The following is a 25,772-nucleotide window of genomic DNA, read 5'->3' as shown; positions in this document are numbered from 1 at the left end:
CTTTCGCAACGCACCCACCAACCCGCCCGTCGCGAAAGCCACTTTCGAGACACCAGACGTCACGAAAGCCACTTCCGCGACACGCCCCGAGGCAACAGCGGGACAACCCACACCAGGCCCAACGTTGCGAAAGCCACTTTCACAACCCCCAACGTTGCGAAAGCCACTTTCGCAACACACCCCGCCAGCCGAGAGCGATCAGCGCGCCCCACTCCCGATCCGCCAGGCCGACATCCCGATCCCACTCGGCACGCGCGAGAACGACGACGAGAACGACGCCGGCTCGGGGGTGCGGGCCCGCTCCAGTTCCTCCGGCCGGTACCGCACGCATTTCCGGTGCCATTCCAGGATTCCGGCCATCCAGTCCTTGAGGTGGTCCGCGTACCCGGTCAGCGCCGCGCGGACGTCGTCGCCGAGCCCGAGGTCGTCGCACATCCGCGGCAGGCCCTCGCCGTCGAGCTGCTCGAACTGCTCCAGCCGCGCGTTCATCAGCCGGGCGGCGATGTCGCGGGCCTCGATCCGGTCCACCTCCAGGAACCGTTCGACGACGTACACGAGGTTGTGCACCTCGCCCTCGTACTCGATCTCCTTCTGGTACGAGAACAGGTCGTTGGCGAACGCCGCGTAGTCCTGCGCCGCGGTGTCGAGTTCGGACAGCACTCGGTTCTGGAAGAGTTCCGGCGGCAGGACATCGCCGAGTTCGAGGAGCGCGAGGCTCTTCGTCAGGTCGGATCCGAACGTCCGCCGCCGCATCTCCACGTAGTCGACCGGGTCCGGGACCCGGTTCTGCGCCTGGTTCCCCACCTCCCACACCCAGCTCGCGGTCATACTCTCGACCGCCCGCCGGAATCCCGCCCGCCCGAACGGGGTCAGCGGTCCGGCGGTGCGGTCCCACAGGTTCGCGAGGCCTCGCTCGACCGGGTTCGACGGCTTCGGCACCGGGCCGCCGTCGAGCGGCATGAACAGGGAAAGCCGGTCACTGCACAGTTTCGCGGCGATCGGGTCCCGTCCCACACCGAAGACCACCGGGAAGTAGTCGTCGCCGTAGGTACCCCAGGTGAGCCAGTCGGTCGACAGCTTCAGCCGTTCGAAGTCCGCGTCCGCGTCGATCATCGCGGCGCAATGCGCCAGGTCGATGCCGAGATACCGGCGCTCGTCCCAGATCCCCTCGTCGAGCATCCCCATCTCGCGCGCCCAGCCCGGCCCGTACTCGCGGGCGGCGGCGAGGTGCGGGCTGGTGCGCACGGGGTACGGCATGCGGAATTCCGGCAGGGGCAGCTGCCCGGACCGCGCGAACGGCGGGGACGCCTGCTGCCGCACCCGCTGGACGAGGCCCGGCCCATGGGCTCCGGAGGCCGCGCCCTCGTTCATGTACCGGCTCGACCGCACGTGCCATTCGTGCCCGCCGGACTGCCAGTCCTGCAGGCCTTTGACGTAAAGGCCGACCGCGATCTGCTCGGCCAGCGAGACGTCGCGTTCGGCCAGCAGCGCGGGCACCTCGACGAGCGCGGTGTTCTCGAACTGCTGCAGCCGCGAGGTCAGCAGGTCGTTGGTGAGTTCGGCCGCTTCCTGCGTCGGGAGATCGAGGAACTTCTCGAAGACGAGCACCGCGTTGGAATTCTCCCCCTCTTCGCGCACTTCGCGTTGGTAGGAAAAGAGATCGTTGCGAAGGTGGACGGCGTCGGCGAACGTGTCGCGCAGGACCTCCATCGGCCTGGTCGCCGCGATCCCGGCCGGAACTTCGGCGCCGACGGCGTACTCGATGAGGTTCGCCGACCACGGCGCACCACCGACCCGGCGTCGCATCTGGACGTATTCGATGGGATTCGCGATCCGGCCCCGGTCGATGTTGTCCAGTTCCCAGAGCGATTCGACCATCAGGTTGTGCGTACTGGTGACGAAACGCCGCCGCCAGGCCTCCGACATCGAGGGAATGGTGCGCGCCCAAAGGTCCTTCAGCCCCGCTTCGGCGGGATTCCCCGGCTCCGGTGACGTTTCCCCCGGCCCGGTCATGAACAGTTCCAGACGGTCCAGATAAGCCTTCGCGCCCTCGGTGTCCCGGGTGTACTTGAATTGCGCGAGAAAATCGTCGTCGAAGAAGAACACCCACACGTACCAGTCCGTGACCAGATCGAGGGACGGCCCGTCACAGTCCGGATGGGTGTGCGCGCAGAGCAGCGCGTAATCCATTTTCGCCAGTGCCTGCTCGGTCCAGACGACGTCACCGGACGGCGACGGTGAATCGAGCATCCCCATTCGCCTCGCCCAGGCCATACTGTGCGTCCGCGCCGCTTCGAGGTGCGGATTCATCCTGGCCGGATGCGGCACGTAGAACTCGGGCAAGGTGAAAGCCTGCATCTGCGAGTGCCTCCCGGGCCGGCGTCGGATCCGTTCCGACGTTTCCAGCCCGCCGCCGCGCGGGGCAACCGTCCAGCCGAGCGATTCGGTGTGCCATGGAGTGAATCAGGACCAGAGGGACGCCGGATCGACATAGGGCGCGAGCAATCCGGTCAATATCTCGTCGCCGTTCCCGTTCAATTCGTCCTCGGCGATCCGGCGGGCGACACCGGCCAGGAAATCGGCGGCCTGCACCCGCGGATCCGTCCGTGAATCCACGAACTCCACCCCGGCCAATCCCGGAGTGGACTCGATCCGGGCGAGCCGGTCCCCTTTGAGCGACGGTTGTTCGTCGTGGACGAGGAAGACCTGTTCCCCGCCCTCGCTCCAGCGCTCGACGGCGCGGAGGATCGCGGGCACCAGCGGATCGAGGACTTCGGCGTCACGTGCCGCGGCGACCTTCGCCCTCGATTCCGCGGTGTCCCCGGCCATCGCGAAGAACGATCCCGCCGCCGGATCCCGGCGGTTCCTGGTCCGCAGCACGTCGTTGAACGCGGCGAGGAGTGCGTCGTCCGGCCGGATCTCCGGACCGGCGAGCGCGCGGAGCCGGTTCGCCAGCAGCCGCTTCTTGTCCACGAGGTACACGTGGGCTCGCCCGTGGACCGGGCCGCGCGGCCCGAGGAACCATTCCAGGACCCGCCGGTGCTTCGTGCGGAGCAGATGGTTCGCCTTGTACTCGACCGCCGGCGAACGGATCCTTCGCCGCAGTTCGGCCAGGCAGGCGGCGGCCTCGTCGAGACTCAGCCGGACCCCCGCGTGCGCGAACACGTCGGTCTCCCCGCCGATCAGTTTCTCGCCCTCGGACCCGGACTCGTCGCAGGCGATCTCCAGGGGCACGCCGCGCATCGTGCCCGATTCCCCTGGCGAAGGCGACCGGGTTACGCGGGTTCGGGCAGCGGCTCACCGGTTTCGAGCAGCGTCTTGAGGCTCGACAGGATGGACGGCCAGCCGCCCTTGACCATCTCCAGCGCGGTGCTGCCCTGGTCGAAACCGTCGTGCACCACGGTCAGTTTCACCATGTCGCCTGCGGGTTCGAGATCGAAGGTGACCTTCGACCGCGATTCGGCCTGGAGCTTCGCCGCTACGTCGTCGTCGAGGCCGACCGACTTGGCGAATTCCGGCGTGAACGTGTGCCATGTGTAGGACAGCCGCCGGTACGGGTCGGATTCGAGGATGACCTGTTCGGGATCTTCCAGCTTCACGCCGAGCTGCTCCCAGGCCATCGCCGACCCGGGCTTCCAGTCCGAAGTGAACTCACAACCCCAGTACTGCCTGGTGAAGACCGGATCGGTGAGCGCCCGCCAAAGCCGCTCCGGCGTCGTCCTGATGTAGCTGGTGTACACGAATTCGTCGGTGCTCATGGGTTCCTGCTCCAATGCCTTCTTGAGGTCGGCGAGCGCGTCGACGCGGCCCTGGTGGTAGCGGTCGATCCAGCGCTCGGCGATCGCGTTGATCGGCTCCGCGTTCACGTAGTGCAACTTCTCGCGGCCACGACGCACCGTGGTCACCAGGTTGGCCGCCTCCAGGACGCCCAGATGCTTGCTGACCGACTGCCTCGCCATGTCCAGCCCGGCGCACAGCTCGCGCAGGGTCTGCCCGTTGCGGGCGTTCAGGTCGTCGAGCAACCGGCGACGACTGGGGTCCGCCAATGCCTTGAAGACCTCGTCCATACCGCTCTCCCTGATATGCAGCCTCTTGGCTGCCTTTGCAGATTAGGCAGCCACACGGCTGCCTGTCAAGCCCTGTCACGTTTCCGGCGGCTCCCTCGTCGACATGGTGACGCTTCCCACCCCGAAGGAGTTCCCCCATGCCGACCCCGTTGCGTGTCGCGATCGCCGTGCAGACCCTGGCCGTCTTCCTCACCCCGGTCTCCGCCGGTCTCCTGCTGACCGTGCCGAGCGGTCAGGCGCTGCACAGCGCCACGGCCTACACACTGTTCGTCGTCGCGATGCTTCACGTGCTCACCGCGATCCTCGTGTGGCGCCCTGGCGGTGGCTCCCCCAAGCCGATCCTGCCGGCGGCCGTGTTCCTCGGGCTCACGCTGGTACAGGTGTTCCTCGGGATAGCGCACGTCACCGCGGTCCACGTTCCGCTCGGTGTCCTGTTGTTCGGCTTCAGCCTCCTGCAGCTGAGCCGGATCCGCCCGGCGCGGGAAGCGGCGACCCTGAACGCCTGATTCGGGCTTCACTCCTTGTTCGGCACCAAGTACAGCTCCTGTTCGCCGAGAGTCGGCGCGTCGAGCGTCCAGTGCGCGAGCGCGTCCGGCGGCGGGGCCGGCAGCCGGCGCAGCACGAGTTCGGGACGGCGTGGCCGGACGTCGAAGTCGAAGAAGGCGTAGTTCACGCGGAGCATCGCGCGGATCCAGCGGTTCTCCTCGCCGCGCGCCTCGATCGCGGCGGGCAGCAGGCCACGGTCGGAGAAGACGTCGACGACCGGGCAGCCGCAACTGTAGGCGAGCACGCCGATTTCGCCCGCGCTGCCGACGATCCGGCCTTCGGCGAGCGTGCCCAGTTCCGCTCCGATACGGGCGTACTGCGCGCTCGACGTGTAGTTCGACGTGAACGGCGCGTACGTGCGGGGAAGTCCGGCGGCCGCGTACGCGATCAGACCGGCGACGATCAGCGCGAGCACCGCGCCGGCCGTGATCCGGCGGGAAACCGCCACGGCACAGACGAAAACGGTCGCCGCGACGAGGCCGGGGCCGTAGTACCAGTGGTAGGGCGGAACCGCCAGCACCACGTAACCGAGGTGGTAAAGCAGGCCGCCGAGGGCGAGCAGTACGAACGGCCGCAGCCCGGCACGGATCCTGCGCTGCCGGACGACCAGTGTCGCCACGGCGATAACGGCGAGGACGGCGGGAAGGAACGCCAGCGCGGCCATCACCGGCGAAGTCCGCGCGTAGAACAGCGGGCCGTTGCCGAAGTTCCAATCGCCCCAAGCGTGCTGCGCGCCTTGGAGAGTCTTGATCACCACGGTGTCCGGCACGGCCGCGCCGAGCACCACCCAGCTGAAACCGAACCAAGGCAGCGTGATCAGCCCGGCGCCGAGCAAGGCGCGTCCCGTGCCGGGACGGAGGAAGACGAAGAGCACCACCGCGAACACGATCAGGTCCAGTCGGACCAGGATGAGCAGGCCGGCTGTCAGGCCGAAGGCGAAGGGATTCTTTTCGACGGCGAACACGGTGAGCCAGCCCAGGACCGCCGCGCCGAGGGCGACCTCGAGCCCGATCGACGAGAGCAGAAGCGGGTTCGCGGTCAGCGCGGCGAGGGTCAGGGCGGGGAACCGGGGCGGCAACCCGGACGCCGCGCCGAGCCTCCGCAACCCCAGGGCGAGAAGGACCTGGCACAGCACGAACAGCACTCCGGCGGCGAAGACGGCGTCGCGGACGAAGATGGTCAAGGCCGCCAGGATGAGCACGTTCGCCGGCGACGTCGCGGTATTCGACGTCGCGTCGGCGAGCAGGCCCCAGTGGCCGTGGAAGGCGACGTTGCGCGCGTACGCCAGCGTGATGAACGTGTCGTCGATCAAATGCGGGCGGGCGAGCAGGAAGACCACCGCCGAGAGCACCGCCACGGACAGGGGCATCCGCCAGGACGTCGCCTGGTTGTCCGTCGTCCGGACCTGTTCCATGATCATGGCCTGACATGGCTTCCACGCCCCGGAAAGTTGCGCGCAACGTCCGGCCGGTGCCGGCCACAACCAGGGTGTGAGCAGTCTTGCGATCGGGGCGGGGGTACCGGTGGAAAAGACCGGTGACCGGGAACTGTGGGCCCGCGCGGCCGACGGCGACGAGGGGGCGTTCAGTGCACTGTTCGAGCGGCACGCCGAGGCTCTGTGGAACTACACGTACCGCCTGACCGGTTCGTGGAGCAGCGCCGAGGACCTGGCGTCCACGACGTTCCTCATCGCCTGGCGGCGGCGGGCCGAGGTGACCCTGGTGCGGGACAGTGCCCTGCCGTGGCTCTACACGGTCGCGGCCAATGTCGCCCGTGACGAGCACCGCGGTGCCCGTCGCCGGCTGCGGCTGCTCGGGAGGATCCCCGCCCAGCCCGCCGTCTCCGACCATGCCGATTCGGTGGCCGAGAAGATCGACGGCCAGCGCCGGCTGGGACGAGTCGCCGATGCCGTCCGGTCGCTGCCGAAATCGCAGCGCGAAGTCGTCGAACTCTGCCTGGCCGCCGAGGTGAGCATCGCTGACGCCGCGGAGTTGCTCGGCATCGCCGAGGTCACCGTCCGCGCCCATCTTTCCCGGGGACGAGCCCGGCTGCGTACGTTGCTGGAGGAGAAATGAGCGGCGAACCCGGGTACCCGCCTCGCCGTGCGATGCCGGACGACGTCCGCGCCCGGATGCGGTCGGCCGTCCGCGAGGGGATCGCGAAGCCGCGGCGGACGGCACGCGTCTGGTACGCCGCCGCGGCGGCGGTCGTCCTCGTCGCATCCGGTGTCGCCGCCGCGACGCAGTCACTTCGCCAGCAGGGCACGGATCCCGGCCCCGAGCCGGCCGCCGGCGGGCTCAACCTGGACATCGGGCTGGCGACGTCGTCGCTCGACCGCTGCTGGGCCGCGGTGCGGGCCGCGGGCAAGACGGACCGAGTGGCCCCGCGCGAGGAATGGGTTCCCCACTTCACGGACGTCATGCTGGACGTTTCGGTCGTCGCCGCGACGGCGTCGGGCAAGCCGATGTTCTGCGAGACGACGCCGACCACCGTGACCTTGTCCGACCCGAACGCCGCCCCCGCCTATGCGCCGGGCACCCGCACCGGGCTGCTCCTGCAGAGCGCGAGCGGGCTGATCGGCGGGGTGCTCGATCCGGCGTGGCCGGGTGCGGGTCTCGAATTCCGGGCCGAGGATTCCGGCGGCGGGGACGCCGTGGAAGCTTCGCCTCTGACCCATCAGTTCGTTTCGTTCACCTGGACCGCTCCCGCGAAAACGCGGCTGTCCGTCTACGAGCCCGTCGGAGCGACGACCACGAGCCTGCCGCCGGCTCCGGCGCCGCTGCTTTCGGCCGTCGATCGCCCGATCGCCCCGGCCGACCGGACCTCGCCCGCGGGTCGAGCGCTGGGCGATTGCCTGTCCGGCGCGGCGGACGCCGTCTCCGACGCGGCGGGCTACCGGCCGGGCGCGCTGCTGGCCAAGGACGGCTACCAGGTCGTTCTCGGCCGGTTGGGCGACCGGAGTCTGGCGTGCACGACCATTCCGGACCCGCGGCGTCCCGGCCGGATGAAGATGCGTGTCTACCAAGACCATTTCGAGCTCCCGCCGGAGCAGCCCCGGATGATCCCGATGCAGCCCCTGGGCGGAGTGGAGGATGGTGGCGAACGGGGCAACGCCCGGACGCCGTTCGCCGGGACGCGGCTGCCGGCCACGGCGGTGACGGTGACCTGCGACTTCGGCGCGGGACCGACCTCGACGTCCGATGTGGTCGACGGGACCTTCGTGGTCTTCGTCCCGAAAGAGGTGAACGATCCGTTCCCGCAAGGGGTTCACATTCGAGCGCGTGATGCCGACGGCACTGTCGTGTTCGACGGGACTCTGTAACCGGGTCGCGCTTCGAGTTCACCTGTTCCCGACCGCTCAAGCGTTTTGACGCGGAGATCGCCGAGGCGATGGTCGTCAGCGAGGTGCTCACCAAGCTCGGCCTGCGCGATCGGTGCAGGCGGGCTCACCCCGGAACTACCTGAGGGGAAGCCCCTTGGCTACGAGCTCATGAGCCCGGTTGGCCTCGCACCCCAACGGCTCACCGTGCCCGCCGCACCAGAAGGGGTATCGTGATGTCGTCGACGATCCGCTCGATGGCCTTGTCGGACAAGGGTTTCAGAGTCATCAGCACCTCGTGCCGAAACAGGTCGAAGGGCAGCGAGATCAGATGCGGCTTCAGCATGGAGGCCTCGATCTCGCCGCGATCGACCGCTCGCGCGACGATGGTCTCAGCCGCCGAACTCCGGCCTGCCAGGACGTGCGCGCGCAGCAGTTCGGGGCTCGACCCTCGCTCGGCGAAGTAGCCGTCCAGCCGCACCGCGGTGACGACGAGCAGATCGATTCGCGAACGGTTGGCCGCCCGCATCATCGCGATCAGGTCGCCGCGCAACGTACCGGTGTCCGGGACGTCGACGACACGCGTGGAGCTCTCGTGCGCGAGGGCCGCCTCGACCATCAGTGCCTTGTTGGCCCAGCGGCGATAGATCACCGGCGTGCTCGTACCGGCACGTTTGGCGACCGCCTCCAGCGTGAAGGCCGCATATCCGCGCTCGGCCAGCTCGGCCCAGGCGGCATCGAGCAGGGCCTCTTCCAGGTCCTTGCCTCGTCTGCGCCGCATCCGTCAACCTCCTACAAGATGTGTTTGCGCATCTTATGACGGCGGCGTATCGTCCACGATAAGATGTGCAGGCACTTCTTATCGTCGACAGCGCCTGCCGGCCCACCGACATGCCTCAGCAGGAGAGCCATGAGCAGCCAGGACGCCGTGACCGTCCTCATCGAGATCCACGCGAACGACGGCCAGGAACAGCAGGCCCGGGATTCGCTGCTTCACGCGATCCAGACCTCCGAGAAGCCGGGCCTCATCAGCTCCACGGAGTACGAGGACCTCGACGACCCGGGCGCGTTCTACGCCGTCCAGGCGTGGGAGAGCGTGGACGCTTTTCACGCCCACATGAAAGACGCCGCCGAGAGCGGGATGAACGAGGCGATCAAGGTGCTGCGTGAGCCCCCGAAGACCGCGGTACTGCGCGCCATCGACTGAATCCGGCCCCGAGCCAACTTCAGTTGGGGAGCCACGCAATGGCCACTCACGACATCATGACCGGAAGGCGGATGGTGAACGTCGCGCCCTCGCCGGACGGACTGGTGACGGTCACCGTGCCGTAGTGCGCCGCCACCAGATCGCGGACGATCGCGAGACCCAGACCGCTGCCACCGGTCTGGCGGCTGCGCGACTTCTCCGCACGCCAGAAGCGCTCGAACACGTGAGGCAGGTCTTCGGCCGCGATACCGGGACCGGTGTCGGACACCGCGATCGTGATGACGTCGCCGTGCTGGCTCGCGCGAATGGTGACCGTGCCACCGGCCGTCGTGTGCCGGACCGCGTTGGACACCAGGTTGGCCAGCACCTGGCGCAGCCGTACCGGGTCAGCGGTCAGTACCAGGTCACCGTCCACATGCGACTCGATCCCTATCCCGGCGCGTTCCGCTGACGTCTGATGCATGGCGACGACTTGGCCGAGCGAATCACGCAGGTCGACTGGTTCCGGATGCAGCCGCAGTTCGCCGGCCTCGGCGGCGGAGAGGTCGCGCAGATCGTCGATGACGTGCTGCAGCAGCAGTGCCTCTTCCAGCAGCGACGACACCAGGTCCGGGTCGAGTTCGACCACGCCGTCCTGCGCGGCTTCCAGGAGGTTGCGGATGTTGGCCAGCGGGTTGCGCAGTTCGTGGGCGACGTCGCTGACCAGTTCCCCGCGCTGGCGTTCGAGCCATGCCCGCTGGCTTGCCATTTCGTTGAAGGCGTCGGTCAGCTGGCCCAGCTCGCCGCCCGGCCTGACCTCGGCCCTGGCCGAGAGGTCGCCGTCACGCATTCGTTGTGCGGCGCCGGTGAGGGCGTGCAGCGGGCGGACCAGCCGGGTGGCGCCGAGGATGCTCACGCCGACGGTGAACGCCAGCACCAGCGCGGCGATCCCGGTCGTGCGGCCCAGCGAGAATTCGAACGCGGTGGACGGCTCGGTGCCCGCGGGTTGGCCGAGCGTGAGCAGTGCGGGCGGCGCGGTGTAGCGTCGCAGCTGTTCCTTCCGCGCCGAGCCGATGCACGTGTCGAACTGCTCCTGCATGCCGCTGACGACGACCGGGGAATCGCTCGTCCAGCTGTAGTCGAGAGTGACTTGGACCGGCGCGATTCTTTGCCGGGCAAGGCAAGCGTTGACCAGTGCGGTGAGTTCGCCCAGCGCACGCCGTTCGGTCGCGGTCGGCGTGGTGAGGTCGGCGAGTGGGCAGCGTACCGTCCCGGGGACGCCGTCGACGATCACGTTCGGCCGTCCGGTCGGGCTCACCTGGATGTGGGCGGAGGTGTTGTACCCAGTGAGGCAGGCGACCTGCTCGTCGGCGATGCGGCGCAACCGCGTTCGTTCGTCCGGTGGCAGGGTGAACGGGCCGGACGCACGGGGGTCGATACCGTCGCGCGCGCCCTCGGTGGTCGCGTTGAGCGGGTCGATGAGCTCCGGCCGGGAGAGCGTGGAACCCGGCGAGGATTCGTAGCTCACCGAACCGTCCACAGTGGATAGTGCGATCCGGCGGCCGGTGCGTCGCGCCACCGCATCCGCGACCGGGCCGACGTCCGCCCAGGACGCGTGTGTGGCCGCGTAGCCGAGCAATGCGTCGTAGATCTCCGCGTCGGCCGCCGCCGTCTGCCCTTGCTCCTGCCGGATCTGCCGCGATGTCGCCGTCGCGGCAAGGAAAGCGGTCGCCGCGATGGCGACCGCGGCCACCAGCACCGCGCCCGCGACCAGACGGACGAGCAGGCTCTTGCGAAACGGAAGGCTACCTGCCACTGCCGTCGACCAGCTTGTAGCCGACCCCGAACACGGTGACCAGGTAGGCGGGCCGTCGCGGGTCGCGTTCGAGCTTGCGGCGCAGGTTCTTCATATGCGCGTCCACCGTCCGCTCGGTGATGAACTCGTCCGTCCCGTGCAGGTGGGTGAGCAACTGTGCGCGGGTGAACACCCGCTCCGGTGTCGCGGCGAGCTTCTCCAAGATCTGGAACTCGCCCCTCGTCAGTTCCACGGCGGCGCCGTCGAGCTGGACGAGATGACGCGCCGGATCGACGGCCAGCGCGCCGACCCGGTGCACTCCGGCGGCGTTCTCGGCGTTACCCGCCCGCCGCAGCAGCGTGCGCACCCGCGCCATCAGCTCGCGCGGACTGTACGGCTTGGTCAGGTAGTCGTCCGCGCCGAGGTCCAACCCGAGCAGCAGATCGTCCTCGGTGCTGCGCGCGGTCAGCATCAGCACCGGGAGGTCGGATTCCCTGCGCAGGATCCTGGTCACGTCGAGACCGTCCACTTTGGGCATCATCACGTCCAGCACGAGCAGATCGCGCGGTGCGCCGCGGACGGCGTCCAGCGCGGCCCGCCCGTCGTGCACGACCGTCACCTCGTGGCCCTCGCGCTCGAGATAGAGGCGCACGATGTCGGCCTGCTTGCGGTCGTCCTCGGCGACCACCACGTTGGCACACATTCCGCGATCCTACGTGGACGGTCCCCGCCAAGCCCGTTCCGCGACAGCCGCACACGCCGCCATCACAAGACGCTCACATCCGCCCGCGAAAGTGTGGGCATGACGAACTCCACGCCACGTACCCGCCGCCTGTTCGCCCTCGCCGCGCTGGCCGGTGCGTTCGCACTGAGCGCCTGCGGAAGCGGCGGCGACGCCGCACCCGGCAGTCAGGAGGTGGCGTCGGTGAACACCGGCGCCGCGCCGAGCGGATCGGCCAAACCGGCCCCGGGAGCCGCAGACGAGGCAGGCCGTCCGCAACGGCGCCTGGACACCTCCGACGAGGAGGAGAGCCGGATGTGGGACAGCTACTTCACCTGCCTTGGCGACAACGGGGTCCCGATCATCGACAACCCGGTCATGGGCGGCCCTGGTGGCCGGACCAAGGCGTTGCCGTCGGACCTCGACTCGAGCAAGTACCCGCAGGCCTTCGACAAGTGCGAGATCAAACTGCCGCTGGCGCCGCCGGAGATGGACAAGAACAAGAACCCGCACTACGCCGATGACATGCATGAGTGGACGAAGTGCATGACGGCGCGCGGCGTCCCGACCAAGGTCACCGAGGACGGCTGGACCTTCACCGGGGATCCCACCGTGCCGACGGAGCAGGTGCACAAGATCGAGAAGGACTGCAAGCTGGAGGCGTTCAAGTGATTGAAGCCGCGTCAGACTCGTCGTCCGGCAAAGGAAAGAGTCGTACCCGCTTGATCGTCGGACTGGTGGCCGTCGCCGTCGTGGTCGCGGCGGGCATCGCCGTGCTCGTGCTGACCGGCCGCTCCGACGCGGATTCCGCCGCCACGTCGAAGCCCTCGGCTTCGGCCAAGACCGCTACCGTGGTCAAAACCGACCTGGCCGACACCAAACCGACGGCCGGTACCCTCGGTTTCGGCGCCGAGCAGCCGGTCAAGGGCACCAAGCCGGGGATGATCACCTGGCTTCCCGGCTCCGGCGAGACCCTCACCAGGGGATCCACGCTCTACCGCGTCGACGACAAGCCGGTGCCGATCTTCCACGGCGACCTGCCGCTGTTCCGCACGCTCGGAATGCCGCAAGCCCCGCCCCCACCTCCTCCGCCCGCCGAAGGCCAGCCACCACCGCCGCCGGCCGAGATCCCGGCGCCGCCGCGTGGCCGCGACGTGAAGCTGGTCGCCGAAAACCTGAAGGCGCTCGGCTACACCGTCGGCAAACTGTCCGCGAAGGACGATCCACAGTGGACACCCGCACTGTCTGCCGCGGTCAAGCGCTGGCAGAAGGACGTCGGCCTGCCACAGACCGGGACGCTCAGCGTAGGCGACGTCGCCGTGCTGCCCGGCGACGTGCGAGTCGGCGGCGTCACCGCCCGGCTGGGTGACGCGGCGGAGGGTGAGCTGATGACTGTGACGTCGACCGCGAAGGTGGTGACAGTGTCGATGGCGGCCACCGAGGTCGGGTCGCTCGCGAAGGGCTCGGCGGTGACGGTGGTCCTGCCGGACAGCCGGCAGGTGCCGGGCAAGGTCAGCGACATCAGCAGGACGACGACCGAAAAGTCCCCTGGGGACAACGCCCCGCCGAAGATCACCGTCACGGTGACGCTCGACGACCCGGCCGCGGTGGCGAACCTCGACTCCGCCGGTGTACAGGTGAAGTTCGTCAGCGACAGTCGTACCGGGGTCCTGGCGGTGCCGGTCACCGCGCTGGTGGCTTTGCGCGAGGGCGGATACGCCGTGCAGACCCCGCAAGGGAAATACGTGCCCGTGCGGACCGGGCTGTTCGCGATGGGCCAGGTCGAGATCAGCGGACCCGGCGTCGCCGAGGGCATGCAGGTGCTGGTGGCGGCATGACGGCGGTGCTTGACGTGCGCGACGCGAGCAAGCGTTACCCCGGCGGGGTCGTCGCGCTGGACGACGTTTCGGTGACCATCGAGCCCGGTGAACTGGTCGGCATCGTCGGCCCGTCCGGTTCGGGGAAGTCCACGCTGCTGAACCTGATGGGCACCCTTGACCGGCCATCGGCCGGCACGGTGACCATCGACGGCACGGAGGTGTCCACTTTGGACGATCGTGCGCTGTCGACGCTGCGAGGGCGACGGCTGGGATTCGTCTTCCAGCAGTTCCACCTCACTGACGGGCTGACCGCCGCGGAGAACGTCGCCACTGGACTGCTCTACGCGGGCGTCGCGCGTAAACGCCGGAGGCCGCTCGCGCTCGAGGCGCTGGAGCGCGTCGGGCTCGGCCACCGCGCGGGACACCGTTCGCACCAATTGTCCGGCGGGGAACGGCAACGGGTCGCCATCGCCCGTGCGCTGGTCAACGGTCCCTCGCTGGTACTCGCCGACGAACCGACCGGTGCGCTGGACTCCGTCAACGGCAACGCGGTGCTCGAACTGCTCACGCGGCTCAACGCCGCGGGCACCACGATCGCGGTGATCACCCATGATCGGGACATCGCCGCGCGCCTGCCCCGCCGGGTCGAACTCCACGACGGACGGATCGTCGCCGATTCCGCGGAGGGCAGGCGATGAGCGGAGTGCGTATCGCCCCGGCCGACCTGATGTCGTTGGGGATCATGGGTTTGATCACCAGAAAGATGCGCGCGGCGCTTTCCGCGCTCGGCATCTCGATCGGGATCGCCACGTTGATCATCGTGGTCGGGATCCCGGCGTCGAGTCACCAGGCGTTGATGGACGAGCTGTCCGCGCTGGGCACCGACATGCTGCGCGCCGAACCGCAACCCGACCAGGACCCGCCGATCAAGCTGCCCGGCCAGTCCATCGAGATGGTGAGCCGGATCGGCCCGGTCACCGGCGTCACCGCCGTGGCCAACACGCACGCGGTGGTGCGCCGTTCCGACCGCGACGACCCGAACGGCTCCGGCCTCACCGCGCTCGCCGCGCACCCCGACCTGCTCGGCATGGTCAACGGCAAGCTGCGGGCGGGCCGGTTCCTCGACTCCGCCACCCGGAACTTCCCGGCCGTCGTCCTCGGCTCGGTCGCCGCGACCCGGCTCGGCATCGACGATCTGCGACCCGGCGAGACGCCCCAGATCCTCGTCGGCGGCCACTGGTTCACCGTGATCGGGATCCTGGACGCGATGCCGCTCTCGCCTGATCTCGAACGTTCGGTGCTCGTCGGCTGGCCCGTCGCGCAGGCCCGGCTCGGCTTCGACGGCAGCCCCACCGTCGTCTATCTCAAGGCTCGCGAAGACGCGATCGACGACGTGCGGGCCGTACTGGCGGCGACGCTGTACCCGCAGTTGCCGGGCATGGTGCAGGTCAGCAGGCCCTCGGACGCGCTGGCCGCCAAGCGCGCCACGCAGAGCTCGTTCTCCGCGCTCACCCTCGGGCTCGCCGGGGTCGCGCTGCTGGTCGGCGGAATCGGTGTCGCCAACACCATGTTCATCTCCGTGCTGGAACGGCGAAGGGAGATCGGGCTCCGCCGCGCTCTCGGCGCCAGCCGGGGCCAGATCTGCGGCCAGTTCCTCACCGAGTCCGCGCTGCTGTCCGGACTCGGTGGGCTGGTGGGCTGCGTCATCGGCGTACTCGCCACGGTGGTCTACGCGATTTCCCAGAACTGGCCCGTGGTCCTGCAACCGGCCGCCGTTCTCGCCGGGCTCGCCGGCGCGGTCGTCGTCGGCGTGACAGCCGGTGTCTACCCGGCCATCAGGGCGTCCCGGCTCTCCCCGACCGAGGCACTGGCCACCGCCTAGTGCCGCATGCCTCTGCTGATCGTCGGGCCCTGCGTGCCGGCTGGTGCACCAGAGCCCGTGAAAACGGAGACGAAACGGAGCCCAATCGAAGGCGGCGTCGCCCCACTCAATGGCGGCTCCCCATGTCCGACCCAGACCGGCGAGTGTGACCGGCGGCGACAGAACGCGACGACGATTGCTGGGAAAACCAATTTCACTCAAGATCCGCGAACCGAGTCGTGACACAGGCGTTCCTTCACCTGCGTCGGAAGCACGCGATGATTCCACAGCAGCTGAGCGACGTCAGCGTGCAAAACCAAGGCGCCGCATACAGCGACAACGGCGGATCGGTCGGCTACTCAGCTAGGCCTCTCGCGAAGGCCAAAATCGTTCCGCGGGATCTGATCTCGGAATATTCTACAAGAACCAACGCCTTCTCGATGGTGACGGATTCTTCGTCAACTCCATTTGATCATCGCTAGCCAGCGAGTTGGGGATCGGCAGGCCCGCTCCCCAACTGTGCGAGTTCTGATAGCTTGCGAGCATGGCCACACTGAAGCGACAACAATACACGATCGAGGTCTATCCAGGTCTTTTCTACATCGCCAACGCTCAGCCTGTCGGCGAGCACGATCCAAGCGACCTTGCCTCCGAACTCGACGTCGACAACGCTGTCTGTTTGTTCGGGGACAACGGCATCACCTTCAATAGCTCATTCCAGTCGCATCTAACCGAAGTTACAGTCGAATTCTTGGCCGCAGGCGCCGAGAATAACGACGCGGCCGCTGACGCCACTGCCGAACCAGCTGTTCGGACCGCCGCAGGAAGAGTCGTGCTCCAAGAAGGAGGTCTCCTATTCGCAAACCCCGACCAGGTAATGCCGGAAAAAGCGGTCGATCCACCCTACTTCGGCATCTGTCACGCGCGGGTTACGCGACGCCTTCTTACACCCCCGGAAACATACGCCCCGTCGGTAGCGGAAACGAACCCAGTCGGACTAGAGGAATGGGTGGTTTCCTTCTGGCAAGCCATCTCGGACATGGATCTCCGTTGAGGGCCGCGAAGTTCGATCGACGACAAAGCCCCGATGATCTCACGCGCACCCTATCGGGGCCTTAGCGGTGACGTCGAGCGCGCCTGTTGCCACTGCCGGGGCACCAAACAGCACAGCCGGATCGTTGGTCAGTCATACCGTGATGTAGGTCTTGCCCTTCGGCGGTGCCAAGGCGGAGAACGTCATGCGCCAGCCGGCTTCCTGCATCCGGGAGAACTGTGAGTCCTGGTTTCGGAGACTTCGGCGCGCGGCAGGCGGAGGTGGTGACTGTAAACGTCGGAGTCGGAGACGATGTCCGTCCAATCGACACAGAGCGCGCGAAGATCACTCTTGGGAATGGAACCGATCTCGGCCCGGCAGTGCTTCGGGTCGCCGGTTCGCCACGGCAGTAGACTTCATGCCACCGAAGTACGCGGACAATACCTTGCCTTGGTTTCCTGGAACACCGACACCATAGTGAGTTCCTGCGCCTTGTAGATTTAGCGGCGGTGGCAGCTGCTGCCAGTGTTCGATGCCTTCCTTCTCCACCTTGCGGGCCAACGTGGTGCCGCCCGGCGTGGACAGACCCAGCCCGGACCACGCGGCCCCCAGCGACGCTGTGGCGTCGGCCGGTTCCGGAGTGTCCGGAGCAGTGAGCGATACTTCGCCGGTACCGGTCGCGTCGATCAGCAGCCGGTCCCGAACTCGAATTCCCCAGGTGTCCGCGTAGGACTCTAACTCCCGGACGTCGGGGAAGAATCCGACCACATCGGACCGGTCGAACGCGGTGCGAACCGCCAGATCGGAGGCCACCCGGCCGGCCTTTCACCGGCTCGCCCAGGCGCGCCACAGCAATCGTCAGATCGGCACTAAGTAGATGCGACGAGCAGTGTTGCGCGGCTACCGCTGGGGTCGTGCCAGCGTGGAGTCCGATCGCGACGATGACCCCGTAGACCGAGCGGCAGCCCAGTTCGAGTGTTCACGTGGGCAGGTGTTCGCCGTGCGCTTCGCGGCGGATGCGGCGGCCCTTCCGCCGCATTGGAGCTGCCGACAGCACGGACTCGAGGACTGCGCTCGAGCCCGATCCTCCACCAACGACTCGACCGGGGACGGGGAGACGAAGCCACCTCGGACGCACCTGGCAAAACTGCACGAACGGCGCCCCGTAGCCGAACTGGAGGCGCTGCTCGCCGAAGCGCTTGCGGCGATCGAATGGCAGGGAGGCCCGCGGCCTGGTTGCTTTTACCTAGGAGACAGGACGTACTCGTTCAGCTACAACAGTTGACCGCGTTCACCCAGCCGGACCATCTGAGGACCCCGTGGGCCAGGCCAAATCCAGATCACCTCCTCTCGTAGCTCAGTTCGACAGGTCGCCTCCAGGAGGTCGAGCATTGCAGATTGCCAGCAACGCGGTATCGAGAGAGCAGATACGAGAATGGCCCTGCGCCTGACCACGTGCCGCGACCGAGATGGGAAGTTCACCCTCTGCCTTGGGCACCCTTGAAGTGTTCGCTGACAGCGACAACCACTCCAGCCGTGCTGCTGCCCACGGCCGCCGTCCTCGCCGCCTGGACAACTGCTTCCATCCGACCCTGCTCAACGACACCGACCGCCGACCCGCATTCCTCTGGAGCAGCGAAACGGAGACAAAACCCGAGACCAATGAGGCCGAATCAAACGCGAACAATACTCATATACCATGTTAAATCAGCAGTTCGGGAGCTATGTTGATCTTGAGCCGCCAAGCGGGCTCGAACCCCTGACCTTCTGTTTACAAGAAATACAAGGTGGGTTTCGGGTGGTGTCGGGCCGTGCCGCTCGATACCAACCCAGCCAGGTCAGCGCCCCTTTTAGTGCCACTTCACACCGCTAGGTGTCCGCATGATCTTTAACGTCCGGGCACCCCACGCGCACCCCACCGATGCACTCTCCCCATGCGGAAGAGAGTGATCACGAATGAACGACGACCGCTACACCGACCTTCGGCGCCAGTATCCGAACCTGCCGGACCTGTACTGGGATTCGCTGGCGAAGCAGGACGCCATCCGCGACGAGCTGAACGCGTTGCGGGAACGAATGGCGTACCTGACCGGCTTCCACCAGGACGTCGGCCGGATCGTGTCCAACGGCGCCACCGTCGAGATGGGCGAGATCACCCGCCGCGAACTGTCCGAGTACTCGTGAAACCAGTTCCAAGAGTACCGGGCCCGCGCGCAGGACTTCCCGCTCACCATCAACGAAAAGCCCGACCTGACGTTGGGGTACATCGCCGCGCAGTGCCGCGCGCTCAAACGCCGCCAGGGGCTCGGCCTGGTGGTGATCGACTATCTGCAGCTGCTCAACGGCGACCGGAGGATGCCGCGCGAACAGCAGGTCGCCGGGATCTCGCGCGGACTCAAACAGCTGTCACGGGAACTCGACTGCGCCGTGGTCGTGCCCGCGCAGCTCAACCGGAACTCCGTCGCTCGCGGGAAGGCCATGCTCTCGGACCTGCGCGAGTCCGGCGGCATCGAGCAGGACGCCGACGCCGTGCTGCTCCTAGCACGCGGGCACGACGAGACCGGCGAACCAAACGGGATGCTCAACCTGAACATCGCGAAGAACCGCTTCGGACGCATGGGTGAACTGGAGCTGGCATGGCGCCCCTATTTATCGCGAATCGGCTGACCGAAATTGCGGAAAGCGCAGAATTCGTAGCAAATCTCTTAAGAATCAAGCGCTACCGTTACTTGTAGTCTACTTCACTTTCCGGCATCCACCGTTCGGCGGTAGTCCGCAGTGGGTAGCTATGACTTACTTGCTATGTCGTTGCTTGATCACGTATCGGCTATTAGGGGGATTTGATGCAGAAATCACGTTTCCGATTTCGTAGTCGGGTATTGGTTGGAATGTTTGCTGTTGGCTCCATGTTCTCGCTCGCTCCGACAGCACTTGCCGCGCCAAACGAGGTCAACGCGCCGGTCGATGTGAGTGAGGCTCCGGGTGCTGGTGACCAGCGTATCGCTCGCGAATGCAGTCCTATTCCGAGTCTGAACGACTCGCTGGTCTGCGTTAGTACTGGTCCTGGGATTCCGACAACGGTGTGGTTCGATAATCGTAGTGGTTCGAGATTTGGACCGTCGCAACTCAAGGTTCACGGGCAGAATACGGGCCTGGTTCGCCTCTCGGAGGTCTTTACCTCTGAGCCGGGGACAATCAAGGGTGCCCAATGGTCCGGGTTCGCGAATGATTGTTACTACGGTGCGGTCAAGGTGCCTGGTCGTGACTACTTTTGGCGCACCGCCAAGCCCGCCTGCGTCTAGGTGGTGTGGCTGTCAAGTACGGTGGAGCTATGGAAACCCCGCAGTCAGGCGACCCTGAAGAGGAACTGGGAATCTCGTGTGAGGTGAACGGGATCGACATCGCCGTGGATGGTGGGGCAATGCAGCCGGTTGCCTGCCCTCAATGCGGCGCGACGGCTCCGCTGACCGTCTTGGCGGACGCGACACTCGTGTGCCCGGACAAGCACACCTTCACGCACTCCGCGATCGTGCCTGAGACGACACCGGGCGCCCTGCGCAGACTCGGCGCTGTCGGTCCCCCGGCGGCAGGGGAAGAAGGCACTGCGCCGTAGGTGGGCCGCGAGTGCCCGTTGTGGAACTACTACGAAGAGGCCAGGCGGCCCCGGCATAGCCGGGGCCGCCTGGCCCTACTTAGGTTGGGGCTTCGACGCGCTGCCGTAACCCTCAATCTCAGGTAGACGGTTACACTTCCTGCATGTCGCACGCATGGGCCAGTGGGTCCACCCGCCAGTGGCGCCGTCTCCGGCGCGCTGTGCTGGACCGCGACCTCTGGATCTGCCAGCTGTGCCACAAGCCCATCGATCCCGCCCGCCGGAACCCGGATCCGATGTCCGCGCAGGTGCACCACGTGCACGGCAAGGCCTACGGCGACGATCCCGCCCATCTGCAGGCCGCGCACCGGCTGTGCAACCAGAAGGCCGGCCTCGCGTGGAGCGAGGTGTACGACAAGGCATCGGAGATCGAGATCAACACGCAGTTGACTGAGGTCGAGTACGAGGTGGAAGAGGGCGATCCGAAGTCCGAGGCGTCGACCCGGCGTGTGCCGGTCGACGATCAAGGGATGCGGCTCATGCGCGAGCATCGCGCACGGCAGCGTCGGGAACGGCTGCGCCTCGGCCCGGCGTGGGTGACTCCGGGCGGGTCATGCTCGCCGCGGGTATCGACCTGAAGGTGGTCCAGGAAACGCTCGGGCACTCGTCGTGGGTCGTCACGCGGGACACGTACACGAGCGTTCTTCCCGAGCTGGCGCGCTCGGCCGCCGAGGCCACGGTGGCGCTCGTACCGCGACGGAAAACGCCCGGGCACCCCACGGGCACCCCGGAGGCCTCGGTAACGCCGACGGGCACCCACGCGACAGGCCGCTAGCAACAGCTGAAGACGGAAAAACCAGGTAGATGGGTGTTTTCGGTGGAAGATGAAGTGAGCCGCCAAGGGGGCTCGAACCCCTGACCTTCTGTTTACAAGACAGATGCTCTACCAGCTGAGCTATAGCGGCCTTGCCCAGGGCAGCCCGGGCGAGGCCAGTATATCGGCGCCCGGTCAGCCGTCCGCAGGGCGCACCCGGGGCTCCCCGGCCACGGCCCGGAAGGCGTGCGCGAACGTCACGGCGGTCGCCGGGTCGCGACGGTCGGCGACGTAGTACCAGTTCATCCGGACGGCTTCCGGGGTCACTTCGAGGACGCCGGAGCCGTGCGAGTCGAGTTCCACGAAACGCACGTGCGGGTTCAGCGCGCGGATCGCGGCCTCCACCTTCAGCGAGCCGGTCCGCGGCGGGACGCCGAGCTGCTCGTCGATGTTGTCCGAGGTGATCGACGGGCAGACGAACTCCACGGCGACGCTCGTCCCGTCCCGCGGCACGTCGTTCGCCCACGACGAGTGGACGTCGCCGGTCAGGAACACCGTGTTGCCCCGGCCCTGTGCGGCGATGGCGCCGAGGACCCGGCGACGGTCAGCGGTGTAGCCGTCCCATTGGTCGGTGTTCACCGTGGTCGGCTGGCCGTCGAGCAGGTCGTCGAGCGCGAGCCGGTCGCGAGTGGGCAGCGCGGGGATCTTGACGGGCGTGACCATCACCGAGTTCCCGATCAGGTTCCAGGACGCGGTCCCGCGCGCGAGGCCGTCGAGGAACCACTCGCGTTGCTCGGCGCCGAGGATGGTGCCCTCCACCGAAGCCGCGCCGGGCTGCCGGGTCCGGTACGTCCGCAGGTCCAGCATGGTGAGTTCGGCCAGCCGCCCGAATTTCAGCCGCCGGTACAGCCGGTCGCCGCGATGCCGCACCGGCATCCATTCGAAGTACGCCTGATGCGCGGCCCGCATCCGGTCCGCCCAGTCGCCCTCGGTCGCCGGGTCGTGTGACGGCGATCCGCCGGACCAGGCGTTGTCGGCGGCCTCGTGGTCGTCCCAGGTCGCGACCATCGGGTGACGGGCGTGAAGCCGCCGGAGGTGCTCGTCGGTCTTGTACATCGCGTGGCGCTGCCGGTAGTCCGCCAGGGTGATCAACTCGTTGGGCGGTACCGAAGGGCGGAGATCACTTGCAGGGTTGGGATTCCCTTCGTAGAGGTAGTCACCCAGGTGAATGAAGGCGTCGAGGTCGTCACGGTCGGCCAAATAGCCGTAGGGGGCGAAGTGACCGACAGCCCAGTTCGCACACGAGACCACGCCGAACCGCAGGCTCGCGACGTCTTCGTCGTGCGAAGGGGCGGTGCGGGTCCGCCCGGACGGCGAGACCTTCCCCTGAGACGTGAAGCGGAACCAATACGCGGTCGACGCGCACAGTCCGCCCGCTGTCACCTTCACCGTGTGGTCGCGTTCCGGCCCCGTCCGGACGTGACCGCGAGCGACGACGTGCGTGAATCCGGCATCTTCGGCCACCTCCCACCGGGCGTCCACGGGCGCGCCTTTTCCGGATCCCGGAACGGCGGCCGGCGAGGGCGTGACACGGGTCCAGAGGAGGACCGAGTCGGGCATCGGATCACCCGACGCCACCCCGTGCGCGAAAACCGGGGCTCCCGCCCCGCTAGAGGCACCCGAAAGGGTGAATGTCGCCGCTGTTCCGGCGGCGGTGACCCCGGCCGCGCGAAGAACGGATCTCCTGCTCACAGAGGACGCCATGGCCTGCAGTGTGCCGCAGACCGGCGTGCCCGCGATGATCTTCCTCCGACGTGGTGGACGCCACTTCGGGTTTCCTGCAACGGTCGAGGCACCGGGCCCGATGCTCCTCGGGAAAGTCCCTCGAACCAGAGTGAGGAGGTGGATCGATCATGAAGATCAACGAGCACACCAAGGGAGCCCGGCAGGGCGAAAAGGGTGGCAAAAAGAACCAGGACGAAACACCCGAACGTGGCGAATGGCTACTGGAGGCACCACGCCAACGTGACGGAGAGCGATCGATCCCCCAGACTCGCTCACACCGGCCGAACGTGCTGCGCCGCCGCGCCTGGCAGATCCTCGAAGCGCCGACAGCCGAACAGCCCGCCGTCGACGTCGACGAGGCGTTGGGCCCGAAGCCGCCGGACGACACGACGGTCAACTTCGTCCTGGACCTCGCGCTGCGTATCGGCGAGGTCCAGATGTCGAGCGGCGCCGGCGCCTCCGACGTCACCGCGACGATCATCGCGCTGACCTCCGCGCTCGGTCTCCCGCACTGCGAGGTCGACGTGATCTTCACCTCGATCACGGTGACCTGCCACCGCGGTACCGACATGGCACCCGTGACGGCGCTGCGCGTGGTCCGTTCACGCAGCCTCGACTACACGCGGCTCACCCAGACCGAGACGCTGGTCCGCAGGATCGTCCGCGGCACCATCGGCGCCGAAGAGGCCCAGCAGGAACTCCAGCGGATCACGACCGCGCCGCACCCGTACCCCCGTTGGGTGGCCACGGCGGCGTGGGGCGGGATGGCCGCGTTCATCACGATCATCCTCGGCGGCGGCATCGACGTCGCGCTGGTCGCGCTGGTGATCAGCGCGGTCATCGACCGGCTCGGGCGCTTCCTCAACCGGTTCGCGCTGCCGTTCTTCTTCCAGCAGGTGATCGGCGGTCTGGTCGCGACGCTGTCCGCGATGGCGATCGTCAGCAGCGACCTGCTCACCACCAGCAAACCAACGCTGGTCGTCGCCGCCGCCGTCACCGTGCTGCTGTCCGGCCTTTCCACCGTCTCCGCCGTGCAGGACGCCATCACCGGTTACAGCGTCACAGCCGCCGGGCGCACGATGGAGACCGCGCTGATGAGTGCCGGGTTGATCGCCGGCGTGGTACTGGCGCTGAAGATCGCGCTACTGCTCGGCCTTCCGCGCACCCCGCTGCCGGAAGTCGTCTCCTCGACACCTCAGCAGCTCCCGCTCATCGTCATCGGCAGCACCGGCGCAGCAGCCTGCTTCGCGCTCGCCTCGTACTCGACCCTGCGCGCGATGCTCGTCGCGGCCGCGGCCGGCGCGATCGGCGGCGCGGTCTACGGCGCCTTGATGCTGACCGATTTCCAGGCCGTCAGTTCGTCCGCCGTCGCCGCCACGCTGGTCGGCTTCTGCGGCGGCGTGCTCGCGAGGCGGCTCAAGGTGACGCCGCTCGTGGTGGCTGTGTCCGGCATCACGCCGCTCCTCCCCGGTCTCTCCACCTATCGTGGTCTATACCAATTGGGCGTCGAGCCCGGCGGGAACATCTCGACGCTGATGACCGCGGTCGCGATCGGGCTTGCCCTGGCAGCGGGTGTGGTACTCGGCGAATACCTCGCGCAGCCGGTGCGCACGGGGCTCGGCAGGCTCGAACGCAAGTTCGCCGGGCCGAGGATGGCGGGCCCGATGGAACCCGCCGAACGACGCTTGGAGTGATCGCTCGGCGACGGGCCGTGGCCTCCTCGCGCGATAGGGTTTCCGCTTAGGGCAGCGACCCGCGAATCGAGGGAGCGGCTGGTGGACGAAGTGATTGCCGAGACGAGCAGAACGGCCTCCGCGGATTTCGTGGTGGTGGCGAACCGGCTCCCGGTGGACCTCGAACGGACCGCCGACGGAAGCAGGCGCTGGACGGCGAGCCCGGGCGGGCTGGTGTCCGCGCTCGAACCGTTCCTGCGGTCACGCAAGGGAGCCTGGGTCGGGTGGCCGGGTGTGCCCGACGTCGACGTCGAGGAGTTCGACGACGACGGTCTGGTGCTGCACCCGGTCTCCCTGACGTCGGACGACGTCCGCGACTACTACGAGGGCTTCTCCAACGCGACGCTCTGGCCGCTGTACCACGACGTGGTGGCGCGGCCGGTGTTCGACCGGAGCTGGTGGGAATCCTACGTCCGGGTGAACCGGCGGTTCGCCGAGGCGAGCGCGAAGGTCGCCGCCGAGGGCGCGACCGTGTGGATCCAGGACTACCAGCTGCAGCTGGTCCCGGCGATGCTCCGCGAACTGCGTCCCGACCTCCGGATCGGGTTCTTCCTGCACATCCCGTTTCCCCCGGTCGAGTTGTTCATGCAGATGCCGTGGCGGACCGAGATCGTCCGCGGCTTGGTCGGGGCCGACCTCGTCGGATTCCACCGGCCGGGTGGCGCGCAGAACTTCCTCTGGCTGGCACGGCAGCTGGCCGGCCTCGAGTCCAGCCGCGGCGCGGTCGGCATCCGCACCCGCCCCGGTCTGATGCAGGTCGGCGACCGCACGGTGCGCGTCGGCGCGTTCCCGATCTCCATCGACGCCATCGGCCTCGACAAACTCGCCAAGACCAAGGGCGTCGCCGAACGCGCCGCCCAGCTGCGGCGTGACCTGGGCAATCCGAAGAAGGTGCTGCTCGGCGTCGACCGGCTCGACTACACCAAGGGCATCGACCTGCGGTTGCAGGCGTTGCACGAGCTGCTGCACGAAGGCCGTGTCCGGCCGGAGGACGTGACGTTCGTCCAGCTGGCCACCCCGAGCCGCGAGCGCGTCGAGCACTACCAGCGGATGCGCGGCGACATCGAGCAGATGGTCGGGCGGATCAACGGGGAGTTCGCCCGCGTGGGTCACCCGGTCGTGCATTATCTGCACCAGTCCGTGAACCGGACGGAGCTGGCCGCCTTCTTCTCCGCGGCCGATGTCATGGTGGTCACTCCCCTGCGTGACGGGATGAACCTCGTCTGCAAGGAGTACGTCGCCTGCCGCCACGACCTGGGCGGTTCGCTCGTGCTTTCGGAGTTCGCCGGCGCCGCGGCGGAGCTCACCAGCGCGCTCCTGGTCAACCCGCATGACCTGGACGGGGTGAAGAACGCCTTGGAGACTGCCATTACGCTCGACCCCGCAGAGGGACGCCGCCGTATGCGCGCCATGCGTCGACAGGTCCTCACGCATGACGTCGACCGCTGGGCGCGCTCGTTCCTCCAAGCGCTCGGTGCCGAACCGGCCGACTGATTCCCC

The 25,772-nt window shown here is 67.7% G+C and carries 24 protein-coding genes, 1 tRNA gene and 1 pseudogene; 16 read left to right on the top strand and 10 right to left on the bottom strand.

Annotated features, from left to right (window positions below):
- Nucleotides 1–198 precede the first annotated feature (198 nt).
- The 3 genes from ACZ3HL_RS06685 to ACZ3HL_RS06675 all read right to left on the bottom strand — a co-directional run bounded on the left by ACZ3HL_RS06685 (nucleotide 199) and on the right by ACZ3HL_RS06675 (nucleotide 4,067).
- Nucleotides 199–2,358, bottom strand: coding sequence for a terpene synthase family protein (locus ACZ3HL_RS06685; RefSeq protein ID WP_465529312.1), 2,160 nt, complete (start codon nucleotides 2,356–2,358; stop codon nucleotides 199–201).
- A gap of 105 nt (nucleotides 2,359–2,463) precedes the next feature.
- Nucleotides 2,464–3,243, bottom strand: coding sequence for a DUF3800 domain-containing protein (locus ACZ3HL_RS06680; protein WP_465529310.1), 780 nt, complete (start codon nucleotides 3,241–3,243; stop codon nucleotides 2,464–2,466).
- Between the two features lie 32 nt (nucleotides 3,244–3,275).
- The gene (locus ACZ3HL_RS06675) at nucleotides 3,276–4,067 is read right to left on the bottom strand and encodes an ArsR/SmtB family transcription factor (RefSeq protein ID WP_465529308.1); all 792 of its coding nucleotides are present in this window, start codon (nucleotides 4,065–4,067) and stop codon (nucleotides 3,276–3,278) included.
- Nucleotides 4,068–4,204: 137 nt separating this feature from the next.
- Between ACZ3HL_RS06675 and ACZ3HL_RS06670 the strand changes: the two genes are divergently transcribed.
- Complete coding sequence (locus tag ACZ3HL_RS06670) at nucleotides 4,205–4,573, top strand: hypothetical protein (protein WP_465410633.1); 369 nt, start codon at nucleotides 4,205–4,207, stop codon at nucleotides 4,571–4,573.
- A gap of 8 nt (nucleotides 4,574–4,581) precedes the next feature.
- On the opposite strand, the gene ACZ3HL_RS06665 is transcribed toward ACZ3HL_RS06670, so the two are convergent.
- Nucleotides 4,582–6,033, bottom strand: a complete 1,452-nt coding sequence (locus tag ACZ3HL_RS06665; protein ID WP_465529306.1) for a hypothetical protein — start codon at nucleotides 6,031–6,033, stop codon at nucleotides 4,582–4,584.
- Nucleotides 6,034–6,103: 70 nt separating this feature from the next.
- On the opposite strand from ACZ3HL_RS06665, the gene ACZ3HL_RS06660 reads away from it, so the two are divergent.
- Both ACZ3HL_RS06660 and ACZ3HL_RS06655 read left to right on the top strand, forming a co-directional pair.
- Nucleotides 6,104–6,688, top strand: coding sequence for an RNA polymerase sigma factor (locus ACZ3HL_RS06660; protein ID WP_465529304.1), 585 nt, complete (start codon nucleotides 6,104–6,106; stop codon nucleotides 6,686–6,688).
- Nucleotides 6,685–7,935 (top strand): hypothetical protein, encoded by a 1,251-nt coding sequence (locus ACZ3HL_RS06655; protein WP_465529302.1) that lies wholly within the window; start codon nucleotides 6,685–6,687, stop codon nucleotides 7,933–7,935. The genes ACZ3HL_RS06660 and ACZ3HL_RS06655 overlap by 4 nt, the downstream gene beginning before the upstream one ends.
- 199 nt (nucleotides 7,936–8,134) lie before the next feature.
- Here the strand turns inward: ACZ3HL_RS06655 and ACZ3HL_RS06650 are convergent, their stop codons facing one another.
- Nucleotides 8,135–8,713 carry a TetR/AcrR family transcriptional regulator gene (locus ACZ3HL_RS06650; protein WP_465529300.1) on the bottom strand — a complete coding sequence of 193 codons (579 nt, stop codon included), beginning with the start codon at nucleotides 8,711–8,713 and terminating at the stop codon, nucleotides 8,135–8,137.
- Nucleotides 8,714–8,842: 129 nt separating this feature from the next.
- Between ACZ3HL_RS06650 and ACZ3HL_RS06645 the strand changes: the two genes are divergently transcribed.
- Nucleotides 8,843–9,139 carry a putative quinol monooxygenase gene (locus tag ACZ3HL_RS06645; protein WP_465529298.1) on the top strand — a complete coding sequence of 99 codons (297 nt, stop codon included), beginning with the start codon at nucleotides 8,843–8,845 and terminating at the stop codon, nucleotides 9,137–9,139.
- 46 nt (nucleotides 9,140–9,185) lie between these two features.
- Here the strand turns inward: ACZ3HL_RS06645 and ACZ3HL_RS06640 are convergent, their stop codons facing one another.
- Together ACZ3HL_RS06640 and ACZ3HL_RS06635 are read right to left on the bottom strand one after the other, a co-directional pair.
- Nucleotides 9,186–10,934: a sensor histidine kinase gene (locus ACZ3HL_RS06640; protein WP_465529296.1), complete on the bottom strand. Its 1,749-nt coding sequence runs from the start codon at nucleotides 10,932–10,934 to the stop codon at nucleotides 9,186–9,188.
- Nucleotides 10,924–11,616, bottom strand: a complete 693-nt coding sequence (locus ACZ3HL_RS06635) for a response regulator transcription factor (RefSeq protein ID WP_465410623.1) — start codon at nucleotides 11,614–11,616, stop codon at nucleotides 10,924–10,926. The genes ACZ3HL_RS06640 and ACZ3HL_RS06635 overlap by 11 nt, the downstream gene beginning before the upstream one ends.
- A gap of 99 nt (nucleotides 11,617–11,715) precedes the next feature.
- Here ACZ3HL_RS06635 and ACZ3HL_RS06630 point away from each other — a divergent pair, with 99 nt between their 5' ends.
- The 5 genes from ACZ3HL_RS06630 to ACZ3HL_RS06610 all read left to right on the top strand — a co-directional run bounded on the left by ACZ3HL_RS06630 (nucleotide 11,716) and on the right by ACZ3HL_RS06610 (nucleotide 16,369).
- Complete coding sequence (locus ACZ3HL_RS06630) at nucleotides 11,716–12,306, top strand: hypothetical protein (RefSeq protein WP_465529294.1); 591 nt, start codon at nucleotides 11,716–11,718, stop codon at nucleotides 12,304–12,306.
- 50 nt (nucleotides 12,307–12,356) lie between these two features.
- On the top strand, nucleotides 12,357–13,472 hold the full coding sequence (locus tag ACZ3HL_RS06625; RefSeq protein WP_465529292.1) for a peptidoglycan-binding protein: 1,116 nt from the start codon (nucleotides 12,357–12,359) through the stop codon (nucleotides 13,470–13,472).
- Complete coding sequence (locus ACZ3HL_RS06620) at nucleotides 13,469–14,152, top strand: ABC transporter ATP-binding protein (protein ID WP_465529290.1); 684 nt, start codon at nucleotides 13,469–13,471, stop codon at nucleotides 14,150–14,152. The genes ACZ3HL_RS06625 and ACZ3HL_RS06620 overlap by 4 nt, the downstream gene beginning before the upstream one ends.
- A complete protein-coding gene (locus tag ACZ3HL_RS06615; protein WP_465529288.1) occupies nucleotides 14,149–15,336 on the top strand; it encodes an ABC transporter permease in 1,188 nt (395 codons plus the stop codon). The genes ACZ3HL_RS06620 and ACZ3HL_RS06615 overlap by 4 nt, the downstream gene beginning before the upstream one ends.
- Before the next feature lie 523 nt (nucleotides 15,337–15,859).
- A complete protein-coding gene (locus tag ACZ3HL_RS06610; RefSeq protein ID WP_465529286.1) occupies nucleotides 15,860–16,369 on the top strand; it encodes a hypothetical protein in 510 nt (169 codons plus the stop codon).
- A gap of 324 nt (nucleotides 16,370–16,693) precedes the next feature.
- Here ACZ3HL_RS06610 and ACZ3HL_RS06605 read toward each other — a convergent pair whose 3' ends face one another.
- Nucleotides 16,694–17,161, bottom strand: a complete 468-nt coding sequence (locus ACZ3HL_RS06605) for a hypothetical protein (protein ID WP_465529284.1) — start codon at nucleotides 17,159–17,161, stop codon at nucleotides 16,694–16,696.
- 64 nt (nucleotides 17,162–17,225) lie between these two features.
- On the opposite strand from ACZ3HL_RS06605, the gene ACZ3HL_RS06600 reads away from it, so the two are divergent.
- The 5 genes and pseudogenes from ACZ3HL_RS06600 to ACZ3HL_RS06580 all read left to right on the top strand — a co-directional run bounded on the left by ACZ3HL_RS06600 (nucleotide 17,226) and on the right by ACZ3HL_RS06580 (nucleotide 20,775).
- Entirely contained in the window at nucleotides 17,226–17,633 is a 408-nt protein-coding gene (locus tag ACZ3HL_RS06600; protein WP_465529282.1) for an RNA polymerase-binding protein RbpA, read from the top strand.
- Between the two features lie 671 nt (nucleotides 17,634–18,304).
- Nucleotides 18,305–18,532, top strand: coding sequence for a hypothetical protein (locus ACZ3HL_RS06595; protein ID WP_465529280.1), 228 nt, complete (start codon nucleotides 18,305–18,307; stop codon nucleotides 18,530–18,532).
- A gap of 21 nt (nucleotides 18,533–18,553) precedes the next feature.
- Nucleotides 18,554–19,015, top strand: a pseudogene (locus ACZ3HL_RS06590) (DnaB-like helicase C-terminal domain-containing protein); the annotation flags it as partial.
- 1,089 nt (nucleotides 19,016–20,104) lie between these two features.
- A complete protein-coding gene (locus ACZ3HL_RS06585; protein ID WP_465529278.1) occupies nucleotides 20,105–20,578 on the top strand; it encodes a hypothetical protein in 474 nt (157 codons plus the stop codon).
- A complete protein-coding gene (locus ACZ3HL_RS06580; protein WP_465529276.1) occupies nucleotides 20,554–20,775 on the top strand; it encodes a hypothetical protein in 222 nt (73 codons plus the stop codon). The genes ACZ3HL_RS06585 and ACZ3HL_RS06580 overlap by 25 nt, the downstream gene beginning before the upstream one ends.
- A 57-nt stretch (nucleotides 20,776–20,832) precedes the next feature.
- On the opposite strand, the gene ACZ3HL_RS06575 is transcribed toward ACZ3HL_RS06580, so the two are convergent.
- A tRNA-Thr gene (locus tag ACZ3HL_RS06575) sits at nucleotides 20,833–20,905 on the bottom strand.
- 44 nt (nucleotides 20,906–20,949) lie between these two features.
- Nucleotides 20,950–22,518, bottom strand: a complete 1,569-nt coding sequence (locus ACZ3HL_RS06570) for an alkaline phosphatase D family protein (RefSeq protein WP_465529274.1) — start codon at nucleotides 22,516–22,518, stop codon at nucleotides 20,950–20,952.
- A 149-nt stretch (nucleotides 22,519–22,667) separates the two neighbouring features.
- Here ACZ3HL_RS06570 and ACZ3HL_RS06565 point away from each other — a divergent pair, with 149 nt between their 5' ends.
- Together ACZ3HL_RS06565 and ACZ3HL_RS06560 are read left to right on the top strand one after the other, a co-directional pair.
- The gene (locus tag ACZ3HL_RS06565; protein ID WP_465410602.1) at nucleotides 22,668–24,233 is read left to right on the top strand and encodes a threonine/serine exporter family protein; all 1,566 of its coding nucleotides are present in this window, start codon (nucleotides 22,668–22,670) and stop codon (nucleotides 24,231–24,233) included.
- An 81-nt stretch (nucleotides 24,234–24,314) separates the two neighbouring features.
- Entirely contained in the window at nucleotides 24,315–25,766 is a 1,452-nt protein-coding gene (locus ACZ3HL_RS06560) for an alpha,alpha-trehalose-phosphate synthase (UDP-forming) (protein WP_016337688.1), read from the top strand.
- The last annotated feature ends 6 nt before the right edge of the window (nucleotides 25,767–25,772 follow it).

The organism is Amycolatopsis sp. NPDC000009 (genome assembly GCF_055563465.1).
Note: the sequence above shows the minus strand (reverse complement) of the source record. Positions and strands in the feature narration are given on the sequence as shown.

Bases quoted from the DNA above. Each gene is read 5' to 3' on its own strand.
- ACZ3HL_RS06680 (WP_465529310.1), bottom strand. From the start codon at position 3,243: ATGCGCGGCGTGCCCCTGGAGATCGCCTGCGACGAGTCCGGGTCCGAG.
- ACZ3HL_RS06570 (WP_465529274.1), bottom strand. From the start codon at position 22,518: ATGGCGTCCTCTGTGAGCAGGAGATCCGTTCTTCGCGCGGCCGGGGTC.
- ACZ3HL_RS06645 (WP_465529298.1), top strand. From the start codon at position 8,843: ATGAGCAGCCAGGACGCCGTGACCGTCCTCATCGAGATCCACGCGAAC.
- ACZ3HL_RS06620 (WP_465529290.1), top strand. From the start codon at position 13,469: ATGACGGCGGTGCTTGACGTGCGCGACGCGAGCAAGCGTTACCCCGGC.
- ACZ3HL_RS06665 (WP_465529306.1), bottom strand. From the start codon at position 6,033: ATGATCATGGAACAGGTCCGGACGACGGACAACCAGGCGACGTCCTGG.
- ACZ3HL_RS06685 (WP_465529312.1), bottom strand. From the start codon at position 2,358: ATGCAGGCTTTCACCTTGCCCGAGTTCTACGTGCCGCATCCGGCCAGG.
- ACZ3HL_RS06655 (WP_465529302.1), top strand. From the start codon at position 6,685: ATGAGCGGCGAACCCGGGTACCCGCCTCGCCGTGCGATGCCGGACGAC.
- ACZ3HL_RS06650 (WP_465529300.1), bottom strand. From the start codon at position 8,713: ATGCGGCGCAGACGAGGCAAGGACCTGGAAGAGGCCCTGCTCGATGCC.
- ACZ3HL_RS06675 (WP_465529308.1), bottom strand. From the start codon at position 4,067: ATGGACGAGGTCTTCAAGGCATTGGCGGACCCCAGTCGTCGCCGGTTG.
- ACZ3HL_RS06635 (WP_465410623.1), bottom strand. From the start codon at position 11,616: ATGTGTGCCAACGTGGTGGTCGCCGAGGACGACCGCAAGCAGGCCGAC.
- ACZ3HL_RS06580 (WP_465529276.1), top strand. From the start codon at position 20,554: ATGCTCGCCGCGGGTATCGACCTGAAGGTGGTCCAGGAAACGCTCGGG.
- ACZ3HL_RS06600 (WP_465529282.1), top strand. From the start codon at position 17,226: ATGCGACGAGCAGTGTTGCGCGGCTACCGCTGGGGTCGTGCCAGCGTG.
- ACZ3HL_RS06630 (WP_465529294.1), top strand. From the start codon at position 11,716: ATGACGAACTCCACGCCACGTACCCGCCGCCTGTTCGCCCTCGCCGCG.
- ACZ3HL_RS06595 (WP_465529280.1), top strand. From the start codon at position 18,305: ATGAACGACGACCGCTACACCGACCTTCGGCGCCAGTATCCGAACCTG.
- ACZ3HL_RS06610 (WP_465529286.1), top strand. From the start codon at position 15,860: ATGGCCACACTGAAGCGACAACAATACACGATCGAGGTCTATCCAGGT.
- ACZ3HL_RS06565 (WP_465410602.1), top strand. From the start codon at position 22,668: ATGAAGATCAACGAGCACACCAAGGGAGCCCGGCAGGGCGAAAAGGGT.
- ACZ3HL_RS06585 (WP_465529278.1), top strand. From the start codon at position 20,105: ATGTCGCACGCATGGGCCAGTGGGTCCACCCGCCAGTGGCGCCGTCTC.
- ACZ3HL_RS06670 (WP_465410633.1), top strand. From the start codon at position 4,205: ATGCCGACCCCGTTGCGTGTCGCGATCGCCGTGCAGACCCTGGCCGTC.
- ACZ3HL_RS06615 (WP_465529288.1), top strand. From the start codon at position 14,149: ATGAGCGGAGTGCGTATCGCCCCGGCCGACCTGATGTCGTTGGGGATC.